The organism is Marinimicrobium sp. C2-29 (assembly GCF_038419845.1).
Taxonomy (GTDB): domain Bacteria; phylum Pseudomonadota; class Gammaproteobacteria; order Pseudomonadales; family Cellvibrionaceae; genus Marinimicrobium.
The window spans coordinates 80,079-105,269 of the sequence record NZ_JBCAQT010000004.1; the positions used below are offsets into that span (position 1 = coordinate 80,079).

General features: G+C 61.1%; 26 protein-coding genes. 20 read left to right on the forward strand and 6 right to left on the reverse strand.

All coding sequences use genetic code 11. The annotated features are described in order from the left end of the window. Positions 1-24 precede the first annotated feature (24 nt). The 6 genes from AAE484_RS05240 to AAE484_RS05265 all read left to right on the forward strand — a co-directional run bounded on the left by AAE484_RS05240 (position 25) and on the right by AAE484_RS05265 (position 5,505). Complete coding sequence (locus AAE484_RS05240) at positions 25-342, forward strand: DUF6614 family protein (protein ID WP_341937291.1); 318 nt, start codon at positions 25-27, stop codon at positions 340-342. 147 nt (positions 343-489) lie between these two features. Continuing rightward, a complete protein-coding gene (locus tag AAE484_RS05245; protein WP_341937292.1) occupies positions 490-1,455 on the forward strand; it encodes a zinc-binding metallopeptidase family protein in 966 nt (321 codons plus the stop codon). A gap of 65 nt (positions 1,456-1,520) precedes the next feature. Beyond that, positions 1,521-2,801, forward strand: coding sequence for a mechanosensitive ion channel family protein (locus AAE484_RS05250; RefSeq protein WP_341937293.1), 1,281 nt, complete (start codon positions 1,521-1,523; stop codon positions 2,799-2,801). 50 nt (positions 2,802-2,851) lie between these two features. Beyond that, positions 2,852-3,418, forward strand: a complete 567-nt coding sequence (gene msrA, locus AAE484_RS05255) for a peptide-methionine (S)-S-oxide reductase MsrA (RefSeq protein WP_341937294.1) — start codon at positions 2,852-2,854, stop codon at positions 3,416-3,418. 73 nt (positions 3,419-3,491) lie between these two features. After that, the gene (mpl, locus tag AAE484_RS05260) at positions 3,492-4,856 is read left to right on the forward strand and encodes a UDP-N-acetylmuramate:L-alanyl-gamma-D-glutamyl-meso-diaminopimelate ligase (RefSeq protein ID WP_341937295.1); all 1,365 of its coding nucleotides are present in this window, start codon (positions 3,492-3,494) and stop codon (positions 4,854-4,856) included. A gap of 37 nt (positions 4,857-4,893) precedes the next feature. Further along, the gene (locus AAE484_RS05265; RefSeq protein WP_341937296.1) at positions 4,894-5,505 is read left to right on the forward strand and encodes a flavin prenyltransferase UbiX; all 612 of its coding nucleotides are present in this window, start codon (positions 4,894-4,896) and stop codon (positions 5,503-5,505) included. A 28-nt stretch (positions 5,506-5,533) separates the two neighbouring features. On the opposite strand, the gene waaA is transcribed toward AAE484_RS05265, so the two are convergent. Continuing rightward, the gene (gene waaA, locus AAE484_RS05270; protein ID WP_341937297.1) at positions 5,534-6,802 is read right to left on the reverse strand and encodes a lipid IV(A) 3-deoxy-D-manno-octulosonic acid transferase; all 1,269 of its coding nucleotides are present in this window, start codon (positions 6,800-6,802) and stop codon (positions 5,534-5,536) included. Positions 6,803-6,886: 84 nt separating this feature from the next. Here waaA and AAE484_RS05275 point away from each other — a divergent pair, with 84 nt between their 5' ends. From AAE484_RS05275 to cfa, 11 genes are all read left to right on the forward strand, one after another. Then, the gene (locus AAE484_RS05275) at positions 6,887-8,137 is read left to right on the forward strand and encodes an FAD-dependent oxidoreductase (protein WP_341937298.1); all 1,251 of its coding nucleotides are present in this window, start codon (positions 6,887-6,889) and stop codon (positions 8,135-8,137) included. Beyond that, a complete protein-coding gene (locus AAE484_RS05280) occupies positions 8,131-8,949 on the forward strand; it encodes an aldo/keto reductase (RefSeq protein ID WP_341937299.1) in 819 nt (272 codons plus the stop codon). Before AAE484_RS05275 ends, AAE484_RS05280 begins: the two co-directional genes overlap by 7 nt. 30 nt (positions 8,950-8,979) lie before the next feature. After that, on the forward strand, positions 8,980-9,363 hold the full coding sequence (hisI, locus tag AAE484_RS05285) for a phosphoribosyl-AMP cyclohydrolase (RefSeq protein WP_341937300.1): 384 nt from the start codon (positions 8,980-8,982) through the stop codon (positions 9,361-9,363). 22 nt (positions 9,364-9,385) lie between these two features. Further along, a complete protein-coding gene (locus tag AAE484_RS05290) occupies positions 9,386-9,736 on the forward strand; it encodes a phosphoribosyl-ATP diphosphatase (RefSeq protein WP_341937301.1) in 351 nt (116 codons plus the stop codon). 31 nt (positions 9,737-9,767) lie between these two features. Next, complete coding sequence (gene tatA, locus AAE484_RS05295) at positions 9,768-10,046, forward strand: twin-arginine translocase TatA/TatE family subunit (RefSeq protein WP_341937302.1); 279 nt, start codon at positions 9,768-9,770, stop codon at positions 10,044-10,046. 76 nt (positions 10,047-10,122) lie between these two features. Then, a complete protein-coding gene (tatB, locus tag AAE484_RS05300) occupies positions 10,123-10,608 on the forward strand; it encodes a Sec-independent protein translocase protein TatB (protein WP_341937303.1) in 486 nt (161 codons plus the stop codon). An 8-nt stretch (positions 10,609-10,616) separates the two neighbouring features. Continuing rightward, on the forward strand, positions 10,617-11,381 hold the full coding sequence (gene tatC / locus AAE484_RS05305) for a twin-arginine translocase subunit TatC (RefSeq protein ID WP_341937304.1): 765 nt from the start codon (positions 10,617-10,619) through the stop codon (positions 11,379-11,381). A gap of 217 nt (positions 11,382-11,598) precedes the next feature. Beyond that, a complete protein-coding gene (locus AAE484_RS05310) occupies positions 11,599-13,095 on the forward strand; it encodes a methyl-accepting chemotaxis protein (protein WP_341937305.1) in 1,497 nt (498 codons plus the stop codon). A 2-nt stretch (positions 13,096-13,097) separates the two neighbouring features. Next, on the forward strand, positions 13,098-13,976 hold the full coding sequence (locus AAE484_RS05315; protein WP_341937306.1) for a substrate-binding periplasmic protein: 879 nt from the start codon (positions 13,098-13,100) through the stop codon (positions 13,974-13,976). A 293-nt stretch (positions 13,977-14,269) separates the two neighbouring features. After that, positions 14,270-15,040, forward strand: a complete 771-nt coding sequence (locus tag AAE484_RS05320; protein ID WP_341937307.1) for an EAL domain-containing protein — start codon at positions 14,270-14,272, stop codon at positions 15,038-15,040. Between the two features lie 206 nt (positions 15,041-15,246). Further along, positions 15,247-16,428: a cyclopropane fatty acyl phospholipid synthase gene (cfa, locus tag AAE484_RS05325; protein WP_341937308.1), complete on the forward strand. Its 1,182-nt coding sequence runs from the start codon at positions 15,247-15,249 to the stop codon at positions 16,426-16,428. A gap of 9 nt (positions 16,429-16,437) precedes the next feature. On the opposite strand, the gene AAE484_RS05330 is transcribed toward cfa, so the two are convergent. Next, the gene (locus AAE484_RS05330) at positions 16,438-17,235 is read right to left on the reverse strand and encodes a class I SAM-dependent methyltransferase (RefSeq protein ID WP_341937309.1); all 798 of its coding nucleotides are present in this window, start codon (positions 17,233-17,235) and stop codon (positions 16,438-16,440) included. 120 nt (positions 17,236-17,355) lie between these two features. Between AAE484_RS05330 and AAE484_RS05335 the strand changes: the two genes are divergently transcribed. From AAE484_RS05335 to AAE484_RS05345, 3 genes are all read left to right on the forward strand, one after another. After that, positions 17,356-18,498 carry a DnaT-like ssDNA-binding domain-containing protein gene (locus AAE484_RS05335; protein ID WP_341937310.1) on the forward strand — a complete coding sequence of 381 codons (1,143 nt, stop codon included), beginning with the start codon at positions 17,356-17,358 and terminating at the stop codon, positions 18,496-18,498. Next, positions 18,410-19,081, forward strand: coding sequence for a replication protein P (locus AAE484_RS05340; protein ID WP_341937311.1), 672 nt, complete (start codon positions 18,410-18,412; stop codon positions 19,079-19,081). The genes AAE484_RS05335 and AAE484_RS05340 overlap by 89 nt, the downstream gene beginning before the upstream one ends. 89 nt (positions 19,082-19,170) lie before the next feature. After that, positions 19,171-20,073 carry a glucosaminidase domain-containing protein gene (locus AAE484_RS05345; protein WP_341937312.1) on the forward strand — a complete coding sequence of 301 codons (903 nt, stop codon included), beginning with the start codon at positions 19,171-19,173 and terminating at the stop codon, positions 20,071-20,073. A gap of 53 nt (positions 20,074-20,126) precedes the next feature. On the opposite strand, the gene AAE484_RS05350 is transcribed toward AAE484_RS05345, so the two are convergent. From AAE484_RS05350 to parC, 4 genes are all read right to left on the reverse strand, one after another. Continuing rightward, positions 20,127-21,353 (reverse strand): hypothetical protein, encoded by a 1,227-nt coding sequence (locus AAE484_RS05350; protein WP_341937313.1) that lies wholly within the window; start codon positions 21,351-21,353, stop codon positions 20,127-20,129. Between the two features lie 98 nt (positions 21,354-21,451). Beyond that, on the reverse strand, positions 21,452-22,564 hold the full coding sequence (locus AAE484_RS05355) for a polysaccharide deacetylase family protein (RefSeq protein WP_341937314.1): 1,113 nt from the start codon (positions 22,562-22,564) through the stop codon (positions 21,452-21,454). A 10-nt stretch (positions 22,565-22,574) separates the two neighbouring features. Next, the gene (locus AAE484_RS05360) at positions 22,575-22,841 is read right to left on the reverse strand and encodes a PilZ domain-containing protein (protein ID WP_341937315.1); all 267 of its coding nucleotides are present in this window, start codon (positions 22,839-22,841) and stop codon (positions 22,575-22,577) included. A 74-nt stretch (positions 22,842-22,915) separates the two neighbouring features. Continuing rightward, positions 22,916-25,168, reverse strand: a complete 2,253-nt coding sequence (gene parC / locus AAE484_RS05365) for a DNA topoisomerase IV subunit A (RefSeq protein ID WP_341937316.1) — start codon at positions 25,166-25,168, stop codon at positions 22,916-22,918. Positions 25,169-25,191: the final 23 nt, after the last annotated feature.

Here is a 25,191-nt window from a genome sequence, read left to right on the forward strand (position 1 = left end):
CCTCGGAATCAGAAAGGGATTCTCATGAATACATACAATGTCTACTTCACGCCGAAAGAAGAGATCGACCATAACCACTTGCTGGAGCTGGCCCACCGATTCGCGACGTTTTTGCAGGAGCAGGGATTGATTCAATCCTACAACCTGAGCCGAATCACCAGCCCGGGGAATTTCGAGGCCATGCCGCAGTACACGATGGCGGTGAGTTTCTCCTCGGCACAAGCGATGGAGCAGAGCTTCTCGGAAATACGAAAAAGTCATATGCACCGGTTTCCACATTCGGAGCTCATGCAATCTGTATCGGATTTCAAAGTGACGTTTTCGGAGGCATGCCGCGCCTGAGGTATCAAGCACCTCGCAGGGGCACAGAACGCCTGGCGAACGTAGCCACGCGAGAACAAATTGACAGGGGTGATGGGGAGGAGGACGATGGAGTGTTCCATACCCAGAGTCTGGGTTCTGTCGCACTTCTGAAGGAGTTACAGTCGCATGCGCGTTTTTTCCAACCCGGTCGGATCCGGATCTCTCTGGTTCGACAACCTCGCCACCGCCGACGGCACCCCGGTTGCCTACGACCCGCAAGCGCGGGCGTTCCTGCCCATGCCGCCCTTCTGCGCCAATCGGGACATCATTGGCTGTAACTGGATCGCGCCCGAGCAGGGGGCCTTCTGCCGATCCTGCGCCATGACGGCGCTGGCGCCGGACACCTCCATCCCCAATGCCATGCCCTACTGGGCCCAGACCGAGGCGGCCAAGCGCTGGGCGATCGACAATCTCGGCCGCTGGCACTGGTTCCGGCCGGAGGACCCGGGCGCGCCACCGGTTTTTCACATGCTGGCCGAGGGGCCGACGCCTGTCCCCATGGGCCATGTGGCGGGCGTGGTGACCATCAGCGTGGCCGAAGCCGACCCGGTCCTGCGTACCACCCGCCGCCAGGCGCTGGAAGAACCCTATCGCACCATGATCGGCCATATGCGCCACGAGATTTCGCACATGCTCTGGTGGCGGCTCAGCCTGCGCGAGGATTTTCTCGATGCCTTTCGTGCCATGTTCGGTGATGAACGTGCGGATTACCCGACCGCCCTCCAGCACCACTATAACGATGGGCCACCACCCGACTGGAAGCAGCGTTTCCTGACCACCTACGCCTCCTCACATCCGCACGAGGACTGGGCCGAAACCGCTGCTCACCTGCTGCACCTGACCGACATTACGGACAGTTTTGTGGCTACCGGCCTGTCATCGCCAGAGCTGCCCAACCCGGGCTGGGACCCCTATGCAGAACCGGACCCTTACCGCCTGATCCAGGTCGCGGCCTCGCTCTCGGTGGGCGTCAATCACGTCAACCGGTCGATGGGTCTGGAGGACCTGTACCCCTTTATGCTGTCGGAAACCGCGCGCGAAAAGCTCGCCTTTGTGCACGATTGGCTGCGCCGGGGCGCCCAGGGGCTTTAATTCGGGAAGACAGGAAGTGGAGATATCCTTTTCCGACAACAGGCTGATCGAGAGGAACGACTCCGGTGACTTGGTATAACAACTATCTCGACCCCATGTTGACCCTCACCACCCTGTGGCAGTTGACGGTACTGGCCGCGGCCATGCTCTGTGCCTTACTGCTCAATTGGCGACTGCAGAAGTTGATGCAATCCCGGGCCGATTCGGGGCCCGGCTTCCGTCACCTTGCGATCCGCAGCCTGCAACGGCTGCTGTGGCCTCTGGCCGCGCTGGCGATCATCCTGCCCGCCAAAGCCATTCTTGCTCATTACCGGCACCCGGTTCAGATCCTGGAAGTTGCCATTCCCATCCTGGTGGCATTGGCACTGATCCGCCTGATCGTGTACCTGTTGCGCAAAACCTTCACGGTCAGCCCGTTGCTCAAATCGTCCGAGAGTATCCTGGCCATCCTCATCTGGCTGGGCGTGGCCATGCACCTGTTGGGCTGGCTGCCGGCAGTGCTCACTCTGCTGGATGGGCTGGCATTCACCCTCGGTGAAAGCCGTATCTCACTGCTTGCGGTGCTGAAGCTGCTTCTGATGGTGGCGCTGAGCTTTACCGTCGCCGTCTGGCTGTCGGAACTGATCAACCGGTCGCTGGAGCGCTCCGCCCACGTATCCCCCAGCATGCGTGTGGGCTTCGGCAAATTCATCCGTATTGCCCTGCTCGCCCTGGCATTTCTGCTGGCTCTCAATGCCGCCGGTATCGATCTCAGCTCCCTGGCGGTGTTTGGTGGGGCGCTGGGTATCGGTATCGGCTTTGGCCTTCAGAAAATTGTCTCCAATTTCATCAGCGGTTTCATTCTGGTCATGGACCGTTCGATCAAGCCGGGCGATGTCATTACTGTGGGCGACAATTTCGGCTGGGTGGAGGCGCTCAACTCCCGTTACATGGTGGTTCGTAACCGGGAGGGAGTCGACACCCTGATTCCGAATGAAAACTTCATTACCAACGAGGTGATCAACTGGAGTTACGCCGACCCCAATGTGCGCGTGATCATCAAGGTCCAGATCAGTTACGATGACGATCCCGAGCAGGCCATGGAACTGATGCTGGAGTGCGCCCACTGCTCCGACCGGGTAATTGCCGAACCCGCGCCGACCGCGCGGCTGATGGAGTTTGCCGACAATGGCATCGCGCTGCAATTGCGGGTGTGGATTGCCGACCCGCAGAACGGTACCGCCGCCGTCAAGTCGGAAATCAACCTGGCGATCTGGCGTGCCTTCAAACAGAACAGCATCACCATCCCTTTTCCCCAACGGGATCTGCATATCAAAACCGGACCCGGCACAGATCCTTTGACGTAAACGGATCGTATCCAGTGTCGTACGACCATTCCGACACCACAGGAGGCACCATGCGCCCTTTGATACTGCTGCTTTTGCTCTGGAGCCCGGCGCTCTGGGCTGATGACACCGCCGAGGCCATTTTTGCCGGGGGTTGCTTCTGGTGCATGGAGCCGCCCTACGATGAACTCGATGGGGTGCTGGAAACCACCTCGGGCTATATTGGCGGCCATGTGGAAGACCCCACCTACGAGCAGGTGGTGACCGACACCACCGGGCACACTGAAGCGGTGAAAATCACCTACGACCCGGAGCAGGTCGACTACCAGACCCTGCTGGATGTGTTCTGGCCCAATATCGACCCACTGGACGAGGGCGGCCAGTTCTGTGACCGGGGCGACTCCTACCGCGCGGGCATTTTCTATCTGAACGATCGTCAAAAGGCGCTGGCCGAAGCCAGCAAGAAGGCCATCGAGCAACGGTTTGATCAACCGGTGGTGACCGAGATCACCGAGGCGACGACCTTTTACCCCGCCGAGGACTACCATCAGAACTATTACCAGAAAAATCCGATCCGCTATAAATTTTACCGCTACCGCTGTGGTCGCGATGACCGGCTGGAAGAGCTCTGGGGTTGATCACCAACGGTGGTGACCGTCGCGGCCAGAGCGTACACTAGCGCTTTCTGGTAGAAAGGTTGGAACGCGCGGTATGCACATTCACATTCTCGGTATCTGCGGTACTTTCATGGGCAGCCTGGCCCTGCTGGCGCGCGAGCTGGGGCACAGGGTCACGGGCAGTGACGCCAATGTCTATCCGCCCATGAGCACGCAGTTGGAAGAGGCCGGCATTGAACTGCTCGAGGGCTACCACCCGGAGCACCTGGAACCGGCGCCGGACCTGGTCGTAGTGGGCAATGCCCTGAGCCGGGGCAACCTGGAGGTGGAAGCGCTGCTCGATCGGGGCCTGCCCTACACCTCCGGGCCCGAGTGGTTGCGCGAACAGGTGTTGCCGGGCAAATGGGTATTGGCCGTGTCCGGCACCCACGGCAAAACCACCACCGCCAGCATGCTCGCCTGGATTCTGGAATACGCGGGCATGGCGCCGGGGTTCCTGATCGGCGGCGTCACCCAGAACTTTCCCCACTCCGCCCGCCTGGGCGAGACCCCGTTTTTTGTGGTGGAGGCGGACGAGTACGACAGCGCCTTTTTCGACAAGCGCTCCAAGTTTGTCCACTACCGGCCGCGCACCCTGATCATCAACAATCTCGAGTACGACCACGCCGATATTTTCCCGGATCTGGCGGCCATTCAACGCCAGTTTCACCACCTGGTGCGCACCGTGCCCGGCTCGGGGCTGATCATCAGTCCCGCCGGTGAGCGCGCGATCGAGGATACCCTGGCCCAGGGCTGCTGGAGCCCGCGTCAGACCCTGGGAGGCGATGACGGCGAGTGGCAGGTGCGCCTGATCAACACCGATGGCAGCTGCTTTGAAGTCCTGCACGAGGGCGAGCCCCTCGCGACGGTCAACTGGTCGCAGAGCGGACAGCACAACGTGATGAACGGACTGGCCGCGCTGATCGCCGCGCGTCATGTGGGCGTCTCGCCCGAAGTGGGCGCCCGGGCGCTGAGCGAGTTTGCCGGCGTCAAACGGCGCCTGGAGCTGCTGGCGGATGTGCACGGGGTCAGGGTCTACGACGACTTTGCCCACCACCCGACCGCCATCAAAACCACGCTGGCGGGCTTGCGCGCGAAGGTGGGCGACGACAAGATCATCGCGCTGATCGAACCGCGCTCCAACACCATGCGCATGGGCGTGCACAAAGACTCACTGATGAACGCCTGTACCGACGCCGACGCGGTACTCTGGTACCAGCCCAAAGACAGTGGCTGGGAGCTGGAGACGCTGATCAAGCACAGCCCGGTGCCCGCGCAGTTGGAGCACAATCTGGACGAGATGATTCACGCCACCCTGTCACTGGCCGAGGGCGGCAGCCATATTGTGATCATGAGCAACGGCGGCTTTGACGGGATTCATCAGAAACTGGTGGCGGACTTGAAGCGCCATGCGCTGTAGGGTGGGTTTCACCCACCGAACCAACCGGAGAAAAACCATGGAACCTGACCGCACGATCACGCTGGCGATGACCGGCGCCTCCGGCGCCCAGTACGGGCTACGCCTGCTGCAGTGCCTGCTGGCCGCCGACTGCCGGGTGTACCTCTTGCTCTCCGGGGCGGCCGAAGTGGTGATCCGCACCGAGACCAACCTGGAGCTGCCGGAGACGCTGGACGAGCAGCAACAGATGTTGAGCCAGACATTCGGCGCCGACGATGAGCAGCTGCAACTGTTTTCGCGCGAGGACTGGTTTTCGCCGGTGGCCTCGGGTTCAAGCTCGCCCAGTTCGATGGTCATCTGCCCCGCCAGCGGCGGCTGCCTGTCAGCCGTCGCCCACGGCGCCAGCAACAACCTGATCGAGCGCGCCGCCGATGTCGCATTGAAAGAACGGCGCCAGCTGATCATGGTGCCGCGGGAGGCGCCCTACTCGGAGGTGCATCTGGAGAACATGCTCAAACTCACCCGCATGGGTGCCATCATCATTCCGGCAAGTCCCGGCTTCTATATGCAGCCGAACAGCATCGAAGAGCTGGTGGATTTTGTGGTGGCGCGGATCCTGGACCAGCTGGGACTGGAACAGGACCTGATGCCCCGCTGGGGCGAGTCCTGAGCCGGCGGGCTTTTTAGCGAGCAAGCGATCAACAGTAGCGGCGGATCAGTTCCAGCGTCTTTTCCAGAGCGCCGCGATTGCCCTCCGAGACGCGTCTGGCCGCCTCACCCCACTGGCGCCGCTGCGCCCCGTCTTCCAGCAGTTCCAGCGCCGATTCGGCCAATGTTTCAGCCCCGGCCACCAGGCGCAGGGCGCCGGCTTCGGACAGCAGCCTGGAAACCTCGGCAAAATTGAACTGACTCGGGCCACTGAGCAGCGGCAGGCCCCAGGCCGCCGGCTCCACCAGGTTATGGCCGCCATTGGGCACCAGGCTGCCACCCACGAAGGCGAGATCGCTGGCACCAAACATCAGTAGCAGCTCGCCCATGGTATCGCCCACCAGCACCTGCACCGATTCATCCAGAACCCCGCGCTCACTGCGCCGGGCACTGACAAAGCCGCGCTCGCGGCATAGCTCGTAGACCGACCCGAAGCGCTCCGGGTGGCGCGGCACCAGCACCAGCAATGGATTATGGGTCGCGCGTTCGCGCACCCGCGCAAATGCCTCCAATATAATTTCATCCTCGCCCCGATGGGTGCTGGCCGCGATCCACACCGGTCGATCGGTGTCACCGACCCAGTCCCGACGCAGCCCGGCGGCCTGCCCGCGCAGCCCCTCATCCAGCGTCAGGTCAAATTTGATATTGCCGGTGATATGCGTCGCCTCGGGGCGCAAACCCAACTCCTGAAAACGTTCGGCATCGGCCCGGTTCTGAATGCCGGCCTCCGTCAGGCATTTGAGCATGGGGCGAGTGAGCGCCCCAACCCGGGCGTAGCCGCGGGCGGAACGCTTCGACAGCCGGCCGTTGATCAACAGCACCGGGATTTCCCGCCGGGCACAGGCGGCGATGGTGTTGGGCCAGAGTTCGGTTTCCATGATCAACAGCAGCCGCGGCTGGGTGCGATGCAAAAAGCGATTCACGCACAGCGGCAGATCGTAGGGGGCGTAGACATGGAATACCTGGTCGCCCAGAGTCTGCTGCACTCGCTCGGAGCCGGTGGGCGTGGTGGTGGTGATCACCAGTTGCAGGTCGTTGTCCTGCAGCAGAGCGCGGATCAGCGGCAGCGCCCCGAGGAACTCGCCCACCGAGACGGTGTGCAGCCAGACCAGGGTTTTCTCCGTGGCCAGGGGAGCGAAGCCGCCAAAACGCTCGGACCAGCGCCTGGCGTAGGCCGGAGCCAGCCGGGCGCGCCAGAGCAGACGCAGCAGAATCAGCGGAACGCAGAGGTAAAAGAACAGGGTGTAAATCAAGCGCATGCACAGACGTCCGTCGATGAACCGGGCGCACAGGATACCACTCCCCACGACGGGGATCGATTCACGTTACAATGGCGTCTTGATTTGAAATACTCTCAGGTGGTCATGTCCCAATCCCCGCTCACAGTCGATCTGGACGTTGCCGTAATCGGCGGCGGCGTCGCCGGTCTCTGGCTGCTCAACCGCCTCCTGGCGGCGGGCTACGAGGCCGCCCTGTTCGAGTCGCACGCACTCGGCGGGGAGCAGACGCTGGCCTCCCAGGGCATGATCCATGGCGGGATCAAGTACACCCTGGCCGGCTCGCTGACCGGCGCCTCGGAGCAGCTGGCCGACATGCCCCGGTACTGGCGCGCCTGCCTGGCAGGCGAAGGGTCGGTGGACCTGAGCCATACCCGGATACTGAGCAAACACTTCTACCTCTTCTCCAGCGGCGGCATGACCGATGGCATCAGTACCTTTCTTGCCAGCCGCCTGGCGCACGGGCGCAGCCAACCGGTGAAAGCCGGCCGGCGGCCAGCACCGCTGGATCATCCCGACTTTCAGGGCCGCGTCTACCAACTGCAGGACCTGGTGCTGGATGTACCCAGTCTGGTGGAGGATCTGGCGGCGCAGGCCCGGGGGCGCCTGTTCAAAACGGATCCGGCCCGCGACCAGTGGCAGACCGATGAGAAGGGGGCCGCCACCCTGACCACCGCCGCCGGCGCGAGAGTGCGCGCCCGGCAAACGATTCTGGCCGCCGGACGGGGCAATGCCGCACTGCTGGAACAGCTGGGTCATCGCCAGCCCGCCATGCAGACCCGCCCGCTCCAGCAGGTACTGGTCCGACACCCGTCCCTGCCCTGGTTCTACGGCCACTGTCTGGGCGCGGGCAGCCAACCCAGACTGACCATTTCCACCCACAACAGTGCCGATGGCACGCCGATCTGGTATCTGGGCGGCGCCCTGGCCGAAGACGGCGCCAACATGAGCGAAGCGGCGCTTATGGCTCGTGCAAAGAATGAGCTGGCCAGCCTTTTCCCCCAGCTGGCACTGGCCGACGCCGAATGGACGACCCTCTGGGCCGAGCGCGCCGAACCGGTGCAGGCCGGCGGCCGGCGCCCGGACGGTGCCTACCTGGCGCTGGTCCCCGGTTCGGATTCGGTCCGGGTCGCCTGGCCCACCAAACTGACCCTGGCGCCGCAGCTGGCCGAAGAGGCGGTGAGCGCCCTGCAACAGGCGGGGTTGCAGGCGCATCGATCGTCAAATCTGGAGGCCCTCAGTCAGTACCTGTCCATACCCGCCCTGGCTCCCTCCCCCTGGGACCGGTTGTTCGCACTGGAGCACGCCTCATGCTGAAGTGCCGGCCCCTCGGGCAGACGGACGTGCAGATCAGCCCTCTGGGGCTGGGGACAGTGAAGTTCGGTCGCAATCGCGGGGTCAAGTATCCCCGGGCCTTCGAGTTGCCCAGCGATGGACAGATACGCGACCTGCTGGCGCTCGCCCGGGAGCTGGGAATCAACCTGCTCGATACCGCCCCCGCCTACGGTCACAGCGAGGCGCGTCTGGGACAACTGCTGCCGGGCCCGCGCACGGATTGGGTGCTGAGCACCAAGGTGGGCGAGCGTTTCGACGGCGAGCGGTCCCATTTCGACTTTGCCCCCGAGGCCATCAGGGCCAGTGTGCGCCAGAGCCTGCGGCGGCTCGGCAGTGACTATCTGGACCTGGTACTGGTACACTCTGACGGCAATGATCGCGAGATCATCGAGCACTGGGGCGCGCTGGATACTTTATCGGAGCTCAAGCGCGCGGGCTGGATCCGGGCCTTTGGCATGTCCACTAAAACGCTGGACGGCGGGTGGCAAGTAGCGCAAACTGCCGACGCCGTCATGGTGACGTGCAACCTTCGGGAGCGGGACCAGCAGCCGGTTCTGGACCGTTGCGGGCAGTTGAACAAGGGCGTGCTGATCAAAAAGCCGCTGGCCAGCGGGCACCTGGACACAGACATGGCCGACCCGGTACAGGCGAGCCTGGACTTCGTGCTGGGCCAGCCTGCCGTGACCAGCGCCGTGATCGGCACACTCGACCCCGAGCACCTGCGCGCCAATGCCGCACGAGCCGAACGGGCGCTCGCCCAGGCGGCGCAGCGGGCAACCAGACCGACGCCATGAGACGATTACCTTAGGCCATTAAAGGTTACAATGAACAACAGTTTTCTCGACCAGGTGCAGTGGAACGACGACGGGCTGGCCCCGGCCATTGCCCAGGACGCCGATACCGGCCGGATTCTGATGATGGCCTGGATGAACCGCGAGTCCCTGGCGCTCAGCGCGCAGGAAAACCGGGCCATTTACTGGTCCCGCTCGCGCCAGCAGCTGTGGCGTAAAGGCGAGTCCTCGGGGCACGTTCAGGAGCTCAAGGACATTTACCTGGACTGCGACGCGGACGCGTTGATCCTCAAGGTCAAGCAGCTGGGCGGCATCGCCTGCCACACCGGGCGCGAGTCCTGTTTTTACCGGGTGTTGAACGACGGGCAGTGGCAGACCGTCGACCCGGTGCTGAAAGATCCAAAAGACATTTACTGACAAAGAGCGCTTCGGCCAACAGATGCAGACCACAGAGCAGAGCACAGACGTACTGACTGAACTGACCCGGGTACTGGAAGCGCGCAAGCGCGAGGCCAGCGCCGGCGACTCCTATGTGGCGAGCCTGCACCAGAAGGGCCTGAACAAGATTCTGGAAAAAGTGGGCGAAGAGTGCACTGAAACCATTCTCGCCGCCAAGGACGCCGAAACCAGTGGCGACAACCAGCACCTGATCAGTGAAACCGCCGACCTGTGGTTCCACTCGCTGGTGATGCTGTCGCACCTGGGCGAAAATGCCGACGCCGTGCTCGATGAGCTCGCCCGGCGCTTCAACATGTCTGGCCACGCCGAAAAAGCGGCGCGCAAACAGTAACAGCTAACATTACTTCGTAGAGGAACAGGTTATGGGATTTGGTGGTATTGGCATTTGGCAGCTGCTGATCATTCTGGCCATTGTGGTTCTGCTGTTCGGCACCAAACGCCTGAGCAGCATCGGTACGGATCTGGGCAAAGCCATCAAGGGCTTCAAGAACTCCGTCAAAGATGACGACAAAGAGTCCGAAGGCAGCGAAGACGAGAAAGAGACCGGCGATACCGCGCGCAATGTCGAAGACAAGGCCGACAACACGCAGGCGGACACCCGCACGGAAGACGCCAAGGCCGACGATAAAACCCGTCACTAGCCTTCGGTCCCCACCACCCCGAGCGGCCTGAGGCGCTCGGGGCGAGGTCCATCGCCCGCTCAGCAAAGGTATTTCTGTGTTTGATATCGGCTTTTTTGAACTGCTGATTATCGGTGTCGTCAGCCTGGTGGTGATCGGGCCGGAGCGACTGCCGGAAACCGCCCGTGCCGTGGGCCTGTGGCTTGGCCGGCTCAAGCGCAGTCTGCGCGAGACCCGGAGCGAACTGGAAAAGCAGCTGGGCGCGGACGATATCCGTCGGCAACTGCACAACGAAGAAGTCATGCGCAGCCTGGAGTCGACCCGCCGACAGATTCAGGACGCGGTACAGGAGGGGGCCATTGATCACCCCCTGCGCAAGTACCGGGACGAGGAAGAGCGGCCCGACCACGCCCACGGCGACAGTGCCTCCTCGGCCCCCCAGTCTGATACCCCCCGGAGCGACTCTGCCCAGCCAACGTCAGAGGGTGAGGACGAGTCGGCGCCAAAGACACCACACCCGAGCCCGGAGCCCCAATCCGAGGCCGAGCCGAAACCCGATACTGACTCCAAACCTTCGTCCTGAGACCGAGCATGAGCGTGTCCCCCAACGAAAATGAACTGCCCCTGGTGCAGCACCTGATCGAACTGCGCAATCGGTTGCTGCGCGTGATCGTGATCGTGCTGCTGATTTTTCTCGGGCTGTTCTACTTTGCCAACGACATCTACACGCTGACGGCGGCGCCGCTGCAGAAGTTTCTGCCCGAGTCCGCCGGCATGATTGCCACCGACGTGGCCTCGCCCTTTCTGACACCGTTCAAACTCACCCTGTTTGTCTCGGTGATCCTGGCGGCGCCCTTCATCCTGCATCAGATCTGGGCTTTCATTGCGCCCGGACTCTACAGCCATGAAAAGCGGCTGGCGCTGCCGCTGCTCGCTTCCAGTGTCCTGCTGTTTTACGGCGGCATGGCATTCGCCTACTTTGTGGTCTTCCCGCTGATTTTCGGCTTCTTTACCAGCGTGGGCCCCGAGGGCGTGGCGGTGATGACGGATATGGCCAAGTATCTGGATTTCGTCCTGAAGCTGTTTTTTGCCTTCGGCGTGGCCTTCGAGATTCCCATCGCCACCATTCTGATGATCCATGCGGGCATCATCACCCCCGACGACATGGCCAAAAAACGCCCCTACGTGGTGGTGGGCTGCTTCATCCTCGGAATGATCCTGACTCCACCCGACATCATCTCCCAGACCCTCCTGGCCCTGCCCATGTGGCTGCTGTTCGAGGTGGGGGTATTTTTCGGCCGCATGGTCTACCGCCGCGACCAGCAAAGAGAACGCGAAGAAGAGCGCGAGGGATAGACAGCCCTGAGCGTTTGGGGGAGACAGCCCTGAGCGGGTTGGAGGAGACAGCCTTGAGCGCGGGGACACAGCCCTGAGCGCCGGCTAAACAGCCCAGAGCGTAACGGGCACCCCTGATCCCCAGCTGAATCAACCTTCAGGGCTAATGATTGTGTCCTTTCGGCCGACATCTGCTATATAGTTCCCTTAACCATAAGAGACTGCGGCGGAATGTCACATGATCAAACAATCCCTATCCACCAAAATGATGATCGCCATGACAGCCATCATTCTGGTTGTGGCCGGCATCATCCTGTTTCTCAGCTATCGCTACATGGCCCAGCAACAGCAGGCCAGCTTTGATCGCGAAGTGGAAAGCGGCATCGAACTGATCAACTCCTCCCTGCTGGAGCCGGTCTTTGCCTACGATTTCCAGCAGATCGAGGCGATTGCCGAGTCTCTGGTCAATACCGCCACCATCCATCAGATCACCGTCACCGACCATCGGGGCAAGGCGCTGGCCTCAGCCCGGGCGGAGGAGACTCTCGACCCGGCCAGCCAGCTCAGTCGCACTGACGTTGAGATCCTGCGCGACGGCGACACCGTGGGCCGCTACGACGTGGTCTTCTCCCGCCAGCCCATGGAAACCGTGCTCGCCAGCCAGTTGACGATGGGGCTGTTCATCGTCATCGCCCTGATGATCTCGGTTCTGGTCACCCTTTATCTGTTGGTACGCAAAATCATCGTCCGCCCGATCGCCCTGATTTCCACCAATCTGTCACAGATTGCCCAGGGCGGAGGGGATCTGACCTCGCGCCTGCCCACCGACAGCGGTGACGAGGTGGCCGAGCTGGCCCACCACTACAACCAGGTCATCGATCACATTGCCTCGATCATTCGCAGCGTGGTGGAAGTCACCAACACCTTCAATGATCACGTCCGGCAGATGAGCGATGCCTCAGCCAGCACCGCCGAATCGAGTGAGCAACAGCTGCGGGAGCTGGAGCAGGCCTCGACCGCCCTGCATCAGCTGTCTGCCTCGGCCGATGAGGTGGCCAGCTCCTCCGGCGAAACCGCCGATCGGACCAGAGACACCAACCAGTCTTGCACCGATGGTGCTCTTGTGGTGCGCTCGTCCCAGGAAAACATCCTGAAATTGACCGAACGCATCGAGCAGACGGCGGGAAAGATCGACTCGCTCAAGGCCAGCAGTCAGAATATTGGCAAAGTGATGGAGGTGATCCGCGCGATCGCCGAGCAGACCAACCTGCTCGCCCTCAATGCCGCCATTGAAGCCGCCCGGGCGGGTGAGCAGGGCCGTGGTTTTGCGGTCGTCGCCGATGAGGTTCGCACCCTCGCCCAGCGCACCCAGGCCTCAACCGAAGAGATTGAAAGTATTGTCCTGCAACTGCAGCAGGATGCCGACCAGGCTCACGACTCCATGGAGGAGAACACCCACTGGGCGCGCGAGACGGTCGAGAGTGGCAGGAAGGTCGAAAGCGTGCTGGAAAGCATCAAAACCCATGTCACCACCATCAATGACATGAACCACCAGATCGCCACCGCCGCCGAAGAGCAGAGCGCCGTGGCCGGTGAAGTGAGCCAGTTCATCACCGCCATTTTCAGTCTCTCGGAAAAGGTATCGGGTAACGCCCACACCCTGAGCACCAGCTCCGATCAACTGTTGCAGGAAAACAATGAACTGCAGCATCGCATGCACAAATTTGTGATCTGACCATGACTTCAACCCACAACTTCCACAGCCACTCCGTTACCCGCCGCGCCTGGCTTCTGGCCGCCGCGCTGCTGTGCAGCCCACTCGCCTTCAGTGAAACGCTGCGCGTCAACCAGACCGATCACCCGCTGGACAGCTACGCCGTGGGCGCTCTGAAGGTGGCAATGGAATACATGGAGGGTGACTACTCGGTGAGCATCAGCGAAGACCCGATCACCCAGACCCGCGCCATCGAGCGCCTGGAATCCGACCGGATGGATGTGATGTGGCTCTCATCCAACCAGGAGGCGGAAGAGCGCCTGATGCCCGTTCGCTTCCCGATGCTCAAGGGGCTGCTGGGCCACCGGATTTTCATCATCAACCCCGACAATCAGGCACGCTTCGATCGGGTGCGGGAATTTTCGGACCTCAAGCAACTGACCTTCGGGCAGGGCGCAGGCTGGCCCGACGTGACCATCCTGGAAGACAACGGCCTGGATGTGATCACCACCAGTAAATATGACAATCTGTTTTACATGGTCGAAGGGGGGCGCTTCGATGCCTTCCCACGGGGCGTACTGGAGCCCTGGACCGAGCTGAAGGCGCACCCGGACCTGCCGCTGACGGTGGAAGACAATCTGGTGCTGGTGTATGTCCTGCCGTTCTACTTTTTTGTCAGCCCCGACCGGCCGGAATTGGCCGAAGCCATCAAAACCGGGCTGGATCGGGCCCTGGCCAGCGGCCGATTTGATGAGTACTTCTATGGCCACCCCATGGTGGAAGATGCGCTCACCCGCTCCAACCTCAAGAACCGCCGGGCGTTCGAGCTGGGCAATCCTTTCCTGTCACCCGAAACTCCCCTGGATATCGACAATTACTGGCTTGACCTGGAAGACCTGTGACCTCCGTCGGGCCGACTCCGGCGGGCGTCAGAAGCTCCCGGCCGACTCTAATCAATAGCAAAACATAAACCTGTGGGTTAAACCGATAGGGAAAACCCAATATTCTTCTCCAAATGGCGCATTTTTACACTTATTTGCGAAAGTCCCCCGTCGGCGCCTTCCAACTTGGCTATACTGGACGGGATTGCATGGCAATTGTCAGGGGACAGGCTCCCCCTCTACAATCGGATTAGCTATAGACAGATCAGCCCTTGCCAAGGGCTCCAGATGTAAGTTTCAAGGGCTACGTTTTCATGTCAGAACCGAATCAACAATCGGCAGCCGGCTGCAGCCACTGTCGGGACCTTCCACCGCTGCCATTTGCTTTTACCATGGCGTTTCAGCCTATTGTCGATATCGAGGCCCGACAGGTGTTCGCCTATGAGGCCCTGGTTCGCGGCGTCAATGGCGAGGGGGCATTCGACATCCTCAAGCAGGTCAATGACGACAACCGTTATCAGTTCGATCAGTCCTGCCGGGTCAAGGCCATTGAGCTGGCGGCACGCCTGGAGGTGAGCACCAAGCTGAGCATCAACTTCCTGCCCAACGCGGTGTATGAGCCCAAAAGCTGTATCCGCGCGACACTGGATGCGGCGGAGAAATATCAGTTTCCGCCCGAGCAGATCATCTTTGAGGTCAATGAGTCCGAGCCTGTGGGCGAGCCGGGCCATCTCGGGCGGATCTTTCAGGAGTACCACAACCAGGGGTTCACCACCGCCATCGACGATTTTGGCGCGGGCCATGCCGGACTCAACCTGCTGGCCGATTTCCAGCCGGGCATCATCAAACTGGACATGGCGCTGATCCGCCGCATCGACACCAACAAGATCCGTCAGTCCATTGTGCAGGGGCTGTTGGCCACCACCAATGAGCTGGGTATCACGGTCGTGGCCGAAGGCGTCGAGACCGCCGGCGAGCTCCACACTCTTCGAGCCATGGGCATTCGTCTGATCCAGGGTTTCCTGCTGGCACGGCCCGCCATTGAGCGGCTGCCAGAAGTGGACTACTCGAGCCTGGAGGGCTGATCCGCCCCCGGCAACAGAGCGGGCGTTGCCGGAAAATTCCGGGGAAATGACAGCTAACTCTTGACAATAAGCGGTATAACTTTTATTTATTGGATAACTCCATTATGACCATTCAGGTTGTAATGCTCAGAGGGCTTGCACCGCAGACTATGCATTCGCTGTGCCGCCACCCCTAACATCTCTTGCGCGAAGGAGAGTGATGGACTATGGCGAACACTACAACAGAAGCATCCAGCAACGCAGTAACCGCACAGATTGATCGCAACGCGGCGGTCGATTTTTTCGAGGAATTGGCGGCCGAGGCCGATATCCGAATCAACGGTGACCGGCCGTGGGATATGCAGGTCTACAACCCGGCGTTTCTCTCCCAGGCCCTTTCTTCGGGCGCCCCTCTCGCCTTTGCCGAAGCCTACATGAAGGGCTGGTGGGACTGTGAACAGCTCGACGGATTGATCACCCGTGTGCTCCATGCGCACCTGCAAAAAAAAGTGCGCAAACTCGGGACGCTGCAGCTGCTCAAGGCCTATCTCTCCGCGACGATCATCAACAAGCAGGACCCCGATCGCGCCTTTCAGGTCGGCGAGGTGCACTACGACATCGGCAACGATCTCTATCGGCGCATGCTCGATTCGCGCATGATCTACAGCTGCGGTTATTGGGCCAATACGGACAACCTGGAAGACGCCCAGCATCAAAAGCTCGACATGATCTGTCGCAAGCTCAAGCTCGAGCCCGGCATGACGCTACTGGACATCGGTTGCGGCTGGGGTGGGCTGGCCGAATTTGCCGCGCGCCACTACGGGGTGGAGGTCACCGGCATCACCATCTCCAAAGAACAGCAGAAGCTGGCCCAGGAGTACTGCGCCGGCCTGCCGGTGGACATCCGTCTGATCGACTACCGCGCCCTGGAAGGAGAGTTCGACCGCATTGTGTCCGTGGGCATGTTCGAACACGTGGGCCGAAAAAATTACCGCGTGTACTTCGAGACGGTCAGTCGACTCCTGAAACAGGATGGGCTTTTCCTGCTACACACCATCGGCACCGACCGGGAAAACAACAGCGTCGATCCGTTCATCGAGAAATACATTTTCCCCAACGGCGAGGTCCCCTGTCGCCGACTGATCAACGACAACAGCCTGGGCCTGTTACGCCTGGAGGACTGGCATAACTTTGGCGCGGACTACGACCGCACCCTGATGGCCTGGTGGCACAACTTCGAACGGGCCTGGCCCGAGCTGGAAGAGGAGTATGGTCAGGGCAACTTCTACCGCATGTGGAAATATTACCTGCTCAGTTGCGCCGGTTATTTCCGATCGCGCGAGGGGCAGCTGTGGCAGATTGTCTATACCAAGCCCCAGAGCATGTGTGAATATCGCAGTTTGCGGTAAACCCCATCATCAAGCCAGCGCGGCGATATAGGCCAACCACCCGGGCTGGTTCTCGACTTTTTTGCGCTCCCGAAAGCTGCCATCGGCCACATCCCAATAGATGTGCAGCTTTTTGAAGCCCGCTTCATCGAGCAGCTCGCGAATCTCCACCATGGACCAGCAGCGCCAGACGTACTTGAACGCCTTATCCATCTTGCTGCCGTCTTTAAAATGAAAGTGGATGTAGTTGACCGCTTCGTTGGTCATGGGGTTGAAGCTGTTCTGGTCCCAGATATAGGTGAAGCCGCCCTCGATCTTTCGCTTCTCCTGCATCACTTCCTGCGATTCCCAGCCACCGTACATATCCAGAAAAAAGATCCCGTCTTTGACCAGAGACTGACGGACCGCCTTGAAATAGCGCAACATCTCTTTGCGCTCCTGAAAAATCCAGTAACTGAAGTTCATGGCATTGATCAGGTCAAACTTCTCCCGTGTCACCTGCCGGACGTCACGCCGGGCGAGAGTGACCCGGTCGCCGGGCTCGCCGTAGGGTGCCAGGTTGTGCTCGCTCCCCCATTCCAGAACCTCGGGGTCAATGTCCACCCCCAGCGCCGTGCGTTTTTTATGGCTGTCGACCCAGTGGCCACACAGCAGCGCGGTACCGCAAAAGTCTTCCCGCATGGAAAAGGGCCGACGCTTGCGCAGTTTTTTGAAGGTTCTGTCAAAAAACTCCACCTCAAATTCCGGCGCCTGCACGCTGCGCTGATACAGATCGTGCCTGTCGGCGTTTTTCGCGGTAAAGCGGGGCTTGGCTTTCTTTTTCGGCAAAACAACCTCCCGGTTGACTCTGGTGGCTTTGACTTACCCGTTGAACGAACGGCGCTGCGTAAAAGCCGTATAATAACAGCTCAATGCAGCCAGCCCCCAAACAGTGATAAAGTAGCGGCCATGACGTCGTCCCTGATCCCCGAGAAACCCCTGCTCTTTTCTCCCTCTCTGGCTGCCACCATCGGCCTGGAAGAGGCGGTCATGCTCAGCGCTCTGAATGACGTCGCCCAGTACCGGCCCGGCACCTACAGCCGGGGCCACCGCTGGCTGGAACTGGAGCAGGCACTCGTCCAGCAGTTGCTACCCTTCTGGAACGATTACGATATCCAGCGGGTCAGCAAAAGCCTGCGCGACAAGGGGATCATCCTGCTCGACTCCGCCCCCTATGGCGAGAGCCACAGCCTGAAGCTGGCCTTCAACGAGGCGCAGGAGGCAGCGGGCCCGCAAGCCGCACCCCAGGCGGCGTCCCAGCCGCCCCCGCCGCCAGAGGGGCGCAGCCGCGCCAACCGTATCGCCCCCAACTGGCAGCCGGATGCCGAGCTGATGCGCCACATCGCGCAACACAACATCCCCGATCACTTCGTGCGTCGCCAATTGCCCGAGTTTATTGCCTACTGGCGCGAGCGGGGCGAGAGCCACCACGCCTGGGGGGCCAAGTTTCTCAAACACCTGCTGCGCCAATGGCGCGAGGAAGAGACCCAGCAACAGGTGCGCCAGAACCGGGAAACCGGCATGCACGCTGACTGGCGGCCCAGCCGGGACGCGCTGGAAGTGCTGGTCAAGCACGCCAACATCAGTCTGGCTTTTATTGAAGACGCCATTCCGGAATTTGTGCTTTACTGGCAGGAACGGGGTGATCTGGGCCGGACCTGGAACAGTAAGTTCATCCAGCACGTCAAGCGCCAGTGGCTCAGGTATAATGCGGCTCTGGAGCACGACACCGAGCCGCGCCGGATTCCGGAGAACTGGCAGCCCAGTCAGGATGTCTATGATGTGTTGCGACTGGCCAATATCGATATCGACTTCGCCCGGCGGCAGGTGCCGGAATTTGTGCTCTACTGGCGCGACAGCAACCAAGTGCACAGCTCCTGGAACACCAAGTTCCTGCAACACGTCAAATTTCACTGGGCGCGACAGCATGCCCTGAATACGCAGAACTCACAGGCAGGCCAAGATGCAGGACAGCAAGACCCTTCTCTCGCAAGTCGAACAAGAGATCGCAGCCTCGTCCAGGACCTCACAGACCGCAGCTGGGCCCGATGAGCGCCGCCGGCGCGAGGCCACCGACGAGCATATCGACGCGCTCAATGAGGCCTTTGCGTTGTTTCGCATCAATTATCACAACCAGTACTACAAGGCCTACACCGACACCCAGGTGCTCAACCAGATCAAAAAGCTCTGGCTCGAGAGTCTGACCCAGTTCGAGCCGGACACCATCCGGCGCGGCGCCCGGCGTGTCATTGAAACTTCGGAATTTCTCCCCACGCTCAACCGCATGATTCGCGCCTGCCAGGGCGACCCGGAGAGCTACGGCCTGCCCGATGCCCACAGCGCCTACGTGGAGGCCTGCCGGGCTCCCAGCCCCAAGGCGGCCCAGCGCTGGAGCCACCCGGCGGTCTACCACGCCGGAGTGGCGAGCGACTGGTTTTTCCTGGTCAGCAGCCCGGAAAAAGTGGCGTTTCCGGTGTTTGAACGGCACTACCGGCGCCTGTGCGAAGAGGTAATGAACGGCGCTCGCTTGAGCCGGCCCCAGGCACCGGCCCTGCCGGAGACCACCGAGACCCCGCTGTCGGCCGAAGAGAACCATCAGCGGCTCGAGGCACTGAGACGCGAGCTCGACTTGTAGACAGCGCTGCCTGTCGGATTTGGCGCCAACGACGCCAGTGCCGACGATGCGGCCGAGACACGATTTCAATCAATACTAAAGGTGAATTCATGAAGCAGAGTGTTACCCAGTGGTTTTTGGGCCTGGCCTTTGTGGCCTTCCCCGTTGGCTGCCTGGTACTCGCGTTTTATCTGATCGCCCACCTCCCGGAGCCCATGGAGATGGCCGAAGAGGAGGACCCCGCCATCCCCAAACCCGAGACGGTCAGCCAGCTACCCGACTTTCGCTCGATCAGCGACATTCCGGCGCGCAAACGCGCCTTTTTCGAGATGCTCCTGCCCATGGTGGAGTGGCGCAACAGCCAGCTCAAGCAGCTGCGCGCGGAAATCGAAGCCCTGCGTGACGCCCGCAAAAACACCGGTAAACTCACCTCTGAGCAGCGGGCACGACTGGAGAAGCTGCGAATTCACTTTCGGGTGAGTGAAGACAACTACCCGGATACGGGCCAGGCACTGGAAGCACTGCGCCGTCGCGCGGACATCATCCCGTCTGACATGGTACTGGCGCAGGCCGCCGCCGAGTCCGGCTGGGGCACCTCGCGCTTTGCGGTGGAGGCCAACAACCTGTTCGGCCAGTGGTGTTATCGCAAGGGTTGCGGCCTGGTACCCAACGCCCGTGCCGAAGACATGAGCCACGAGGTGCAAAAGTTTGCGTCGGTGAACGAGGCGCTTGCCACCTACTTTCGCAATATCAACACCAACCGGGCCTACCGGGAGGTGCGCCAGATCCGTGCCAAGCTGCGCGCAAACGACCAGCCTCTGAAGGGGCTGCAGATGGTAGAGGGACTACACCGCTACTCCAGCCGGGGGCAGGCCTATATCGAGGAGCTCAAGGAGCTCATCCGGTATAACGACCTGGAAAATATCCAGGCGCGTCTGGCCGAGGTGGAGGCGCAGGAGGAGGCTGAGGCTGAGGCTGAGGCGCAAGAGGCATCGCAGAGCGAAAGCCAATAAAGTGGTGGGCGGAGCCCACCCTACGGGGTATTGGGGTAAGACTCGGGGCGGCCCTACCGGGTGTTGAAGTTGAAGTACAGGGTGGGAGCGCGAGCGGCGCCTTCCTCCGAATCGTAGAAGGAGGCTTCCAGCGCTCCCAGGGGGCGGATCAACAGGCCGCGGGTTGTGCCATTGAGTAACCGCTGCATGACCGGTCTGGGGAGCGTGATCCGGGTTTTACCGCCTTTCTGCCGGGCCGGAGCCACATCAAAGGTCATCTGGCTGTTGAACAGCTCGGCCAGCGGTTTACCCTGAGCAAAGCGCTCGAAGGTGATCGAACTCTGCTGCCAGTCGGCCGGCCCACCGAACACCTCAAAGACGCGGATTTTGTCGAACTCCACCCCCAGATCTTCCCCATGGGCACCAACGTAGTCACCGCCCGCGAAGACTGAATGCGTGGTCAACTCCAGTACGCCGGCGCCATCCGCCTCCCCGGCTCGGCCAGACTCGTTTTGCAGCTCATCGAAGTCCCAGCGCAGAATCGGCCACTGCCTGGCACTGACGGTAAGAACACGCACCCGCCTATCGCCATCACGAGTGCTCCAGCCATCAAAATTCACTTCGGGGAAATCCCGATTGAGCAGCGCATCCTGGTCCACGCTCCGACGGTGATCGAAAGTATCGAGCGCGGGCACGGGCGGGTGATAGACCAGGGGTTCACCCCGGTCCGGATCCGCCTCCGAGGCGAGCACAACGTCGGCCCGGTAATAATCCACATCCAGATGATACTGATCGGGGCCCCAATCGGTCGCACTCAATTGAACATTGAGCGCATCGCCGGGAGCGACATCCAGATCACGCGTGGTCATGCTGATCACATGCCAGCCGTCGCTGTCGGGAATGTCATATTCGCGCAGATGCTGGTGAAAGTCGGTGGTGCGCTGGGTGTTGATCATGAAGTTCACCCGCTTGGGCGCATGGCTGACGCGAATACGCGCCTCCACTCGCAGCTCATAGTCGGGGTCCTGCAATTTTTCCAGATCCAGATCCCCGGCCACATTGCGCTTGATGATTGACCACCAGACATTGTGCCGGTCGTCGGAGGCATCCATCTCCATGCGCGCAAAGCCACCTCTGGGGATGAATTCCAGGCTCGCATCGCCATCACCGGTAAAGGACCCCCACTGTTCGTCGATCGAATCACCCTCGAAGTGATCGACAAATTGTGCGTTTGCGGCCAAGGCCAGGGCGCACAAGGCGCCGAACAGAAGCCCTCTGAGGGGAAAGATAGGCGAGCGCATGGCACAGTTCCTGTTATTGTTGGTTTAAGGGCGCTCGCGGTTTGCGACGCTTGTTGGTGGGCGAAGCCCACCCTACCAAAGAGTGAGTCGAGCCTGGGTCAATCTTCGTGAACCCAGTTGCCCTTTTTATCGGTGACCAGCCATTGCTGGGAGAACCAGTAAAAGCGGCCGGACTCACCCGTGCTGGCGGTGCAGTTATAGCGAACACGGCCCGGAGTCAGGGGCTTGTTGGCCCGGGTGATGAACCTGGCCCCTTCCGCCTTGACCTCAATCGCACCCTGCATGGAGGCAAAGCAGTTGACCCGGGAGCTGAGCGACTCATCCTCCAGCGTCACGGCCAGGACGGGACGCTCACCCTCGGGCACCACCACCTCATCCAGTGGGGACTTGAGCTCCATATCCTCGTAGAGCGAAACGGAGTCGATGGGCATGGGGCGGGTATTCACCTTGGTCACAAAGTCTTCCATCTCGGCGAACGAGCCGCCGAAGGGGAAGCGCGGCAGTGCGTACAGATCGCTGTGCGATCCGATGGGGCCGGACTGCTGACCGAAGGCCACAAAATCCAGCTCCTCCAGAAGTGCTTTGACCTGATTGTTGTATTCACCGTAGGGGTAGGCCAGCATCCGATGGCTCTGGCCCGTTTCCTCTTCAATACGCTGCTCGGCATCGACCACTTCCGATCGGATACGCTCACGCCACTGCTTCTGGCTCTCGCCGGATTTCTGCCGCTGCAGGTGATTGTGTTTGGTGCTGTGGTTGGCGATGGTGGCTCCGCCTTCCTCGGCCATTTCCCGCAGTTGCGCCCAGGTGCTGAAGCCATTCTTGCCCTGATCCAGTGGCTCGGTATTCACAAAGACGGTAAACGGCCAATCGCGCTTTTTGAGCAGCGGGTAAGCGGTATCATAAACCGAGTCGTAGGCGTCATCGAAGGTGATGGCCACCGTATTATCCGGCAGTTCTTCGCCCTTTTTGAGTTTCTCAACCAGCGTTTCCAGGGGCACGATTTCAAAATCCTGCGCCTCGATATAATCCATATGCTCGCGAAAACGTTCGGGCGTGACGCTGGTGGACCTGGGCGTCGTGTCGCTCACATGGTGGTACTGCAACACCACCGCCGCCTGTAGCGGCCGCGACTGCAGCAGGACCGAAGCCAACAGCAGCGCCAGTAGCGCGGCTATGCCCACAGTGAGTACGGGTTTGACCATCCGCATCAGATTCCCCTTATACGTTGATGAATTTAAGGCCCACACCTTCGGGTTCGGTTCTCACCACTTCCATTTCCAGCACGGGCGCCTCGACCATCATTCCCTGCACCTGCCCGGTGACGATCGAGCCTACAGGCGGCACTTGGTCCGGTTCCAGCACGACAAAGACGCCGCCATCGGAGATGTCACGGGTTTTGACCACCAATTCGCCAATGGATTCATGTTGAATTTTGATCCGGCAGGCCATGGGCGTGCGGCTGTGTTCCCGTTTATCTTCGCTCATCGCGTGGTCCTCTTTTCTATCCGCCGACATTACCATGTCGGCATTGTTGTTATTGTGCGGCAATCGGCTCCAGCTTAACTGACTTCGGCCCGATCCACCTTCTGAAACCCGCGGGGCAGCTTGTTGCCGCGCCGGCCGCGCTCGCCCCGGTAGTGGTCCAGATCGCTCGCCTTGAGCGTCAGATGCCGGCGACCGGCATGGAGCGTCAGTGCCTGCCCCTCACCGATCACTCCCACGGCAATCACATACTCCTCGCGACTCTGCACCCGCGCCGAGGGGATGTTCATGATCTTGTTGCCCTTGCCCCGTGCCAGTTCGGGCAACTCGGTCACCGGGAACACCAGCAGGCGACCCTCGTTGCTGACAGCGGCCAGCAGGTCCTCTTCCGGGTTGTCCAGTAGCTGGGGCGCCATAACCTGTGCCCCCTTGGGCAGGGTGAGCATGGTTTTACCCGCGCGGTTCTTGCTGAACAGGTCGGCGAGCCGGGCCACAAAGCCGTAGCCAGCATCGGAGGTCAGCAGCACGCGCTGCTCATCCGGGCCCATCAGAGCCCCCTCGAAGCTTGCCCCGTTGGGCGGGTTGAGGCGTCCACTCAATGGTTCCCCCTGCCCGCGGGCCGAGGGCAGGTTGTGCGCGGCGATGGCGTAGCTGCGGCCCGTGGAGTCGAGTAGCATGACGCTCTGATTGGTTTTGCCGCGAACGGCAAATTTGAAGCTGTCACCGGCTTTGTAACTCAGGGCCGCCGGATCGATGTCGTGGCCCTTGGCGGAGCGGATCCAGCCCTTTTCGGACACGACCACGGTGATGGGATCGACGCTGATCAGCTCGTTCTCGCTGAACGCCTGGGCCACCTCGCGCTCCACCAGGGGCGAGCGGCGATCATCGCCATAGTCTTTGGCCACTTCGAGCAGCTCCTTGCGCACCAGGGTTTTCAGCCGGGTGGCCGAACCCAGGACTTTCTCCAGCTTGTCGCGCTCCTTTTCCAGGCTCTCCTGCTCGGAGCGGATTTTCATTTCTTCCAGCCGCGCCAGCTGGCGCAGTTTGGTATCGAGAATGTAGTCCGCCTGAACCTCGCTCAGCTTGAAGCGCTTCATCAGCACCGGCTTGGGTTCATCTTCGGTACGGATAATATGGATGACTTCGTCGATATTCAGGTAGGCTTCCAGCAAGCCTTCCAGCAAGTGCAGTCGCTTTTCCACCTTGTCCAGACGAAACTGCAGGCGCCGCCGGGTGGTCACGGTGCGGAAGCTGAGCCATTCGGACAGGATGGTATCCAGGCTCTTCACGCCCGGGCGACCATCGATGCCAATCATGTTCATGTTGACCCGGTAGGTTTTCTCCAGGTCGGTACTGGCGAACAGATGCTGCATCAGCTGTTCGTCATCAATGCGATTGGAGCGCGGCGTGATGATCAGCCGGGTGGGGTTTTCGTGGTCGGATTCGTCGCGCAGGTCGGTGACCATGGGCAGCTTCTTGGCCTGCATCTGGGCGGCAATCTGCTCCAGAATCTTGGCGCCGCTCACCTGATGGGGCAGCGCGGTCACGACGATGTCGCCGCTGTCTTTCTCCCGGCTCCAGATGGCGCGCATGCGCAGGCTGCCGCGCCCGGTCTGGTACATCTTGATCAGGTCCTCACGGGGGGTGATCAGCTCCGCCTCGGTGGGCATATCCGGGCCCAGAATGTGCTCGCACAGCGCCTCGACGTCGGCCTTGGGGTTGTCCAGCAGGTGCACACAGGCGTTGACCACCTCCCGCAGGTTGTGCGGCGGGATGTCGGTGGCCATGCCCACGGCAATACCGGTGGTGCCATTGAGCAGCACGTTCGGCACCCGGGCGGGCAGCACTTTGGGCTCATCCATGGTGCCGTCGAAGTTGGGCTGCCAGTCGACCGTGCCCTGCCCCAGCTCCTCCAGCAGCACTTCGCTGTAGCGCGCCAGGCGCGATTCGGTGTAGCGCATGGCCGCGAAGGATTTGGGATCGTCCGGGGAGCCCCAGTTGCCCTGTCCCTCCACCAGGGTGTAGCGATAGGAGAACGGCTGCGCCATCAGCACCATGGACTCGTAGGCGGCCGAGTCGCCGTGCGGGTGAAACTTGCCGATGACATCGCCCACGGTACGCGCGGACTTTTTGTACTTGGCGGTAGCCTTCAGCCCCAGCTCACTCATGGCATAGACGATGCGCCGCTGGACCGGTTTGAGCCCGTCGCCAATATTGGGCAGCGCCCGGTCCAGAATGACGTACATGGAATAGTCCAGGTACGCCTTTTCGGTATAGTCTTTAAGGGCAATACGCTCTTCGGCGTCGGGGGATACAACGACTTCGTTCATGCACGATCCTGATCAGTGATGTT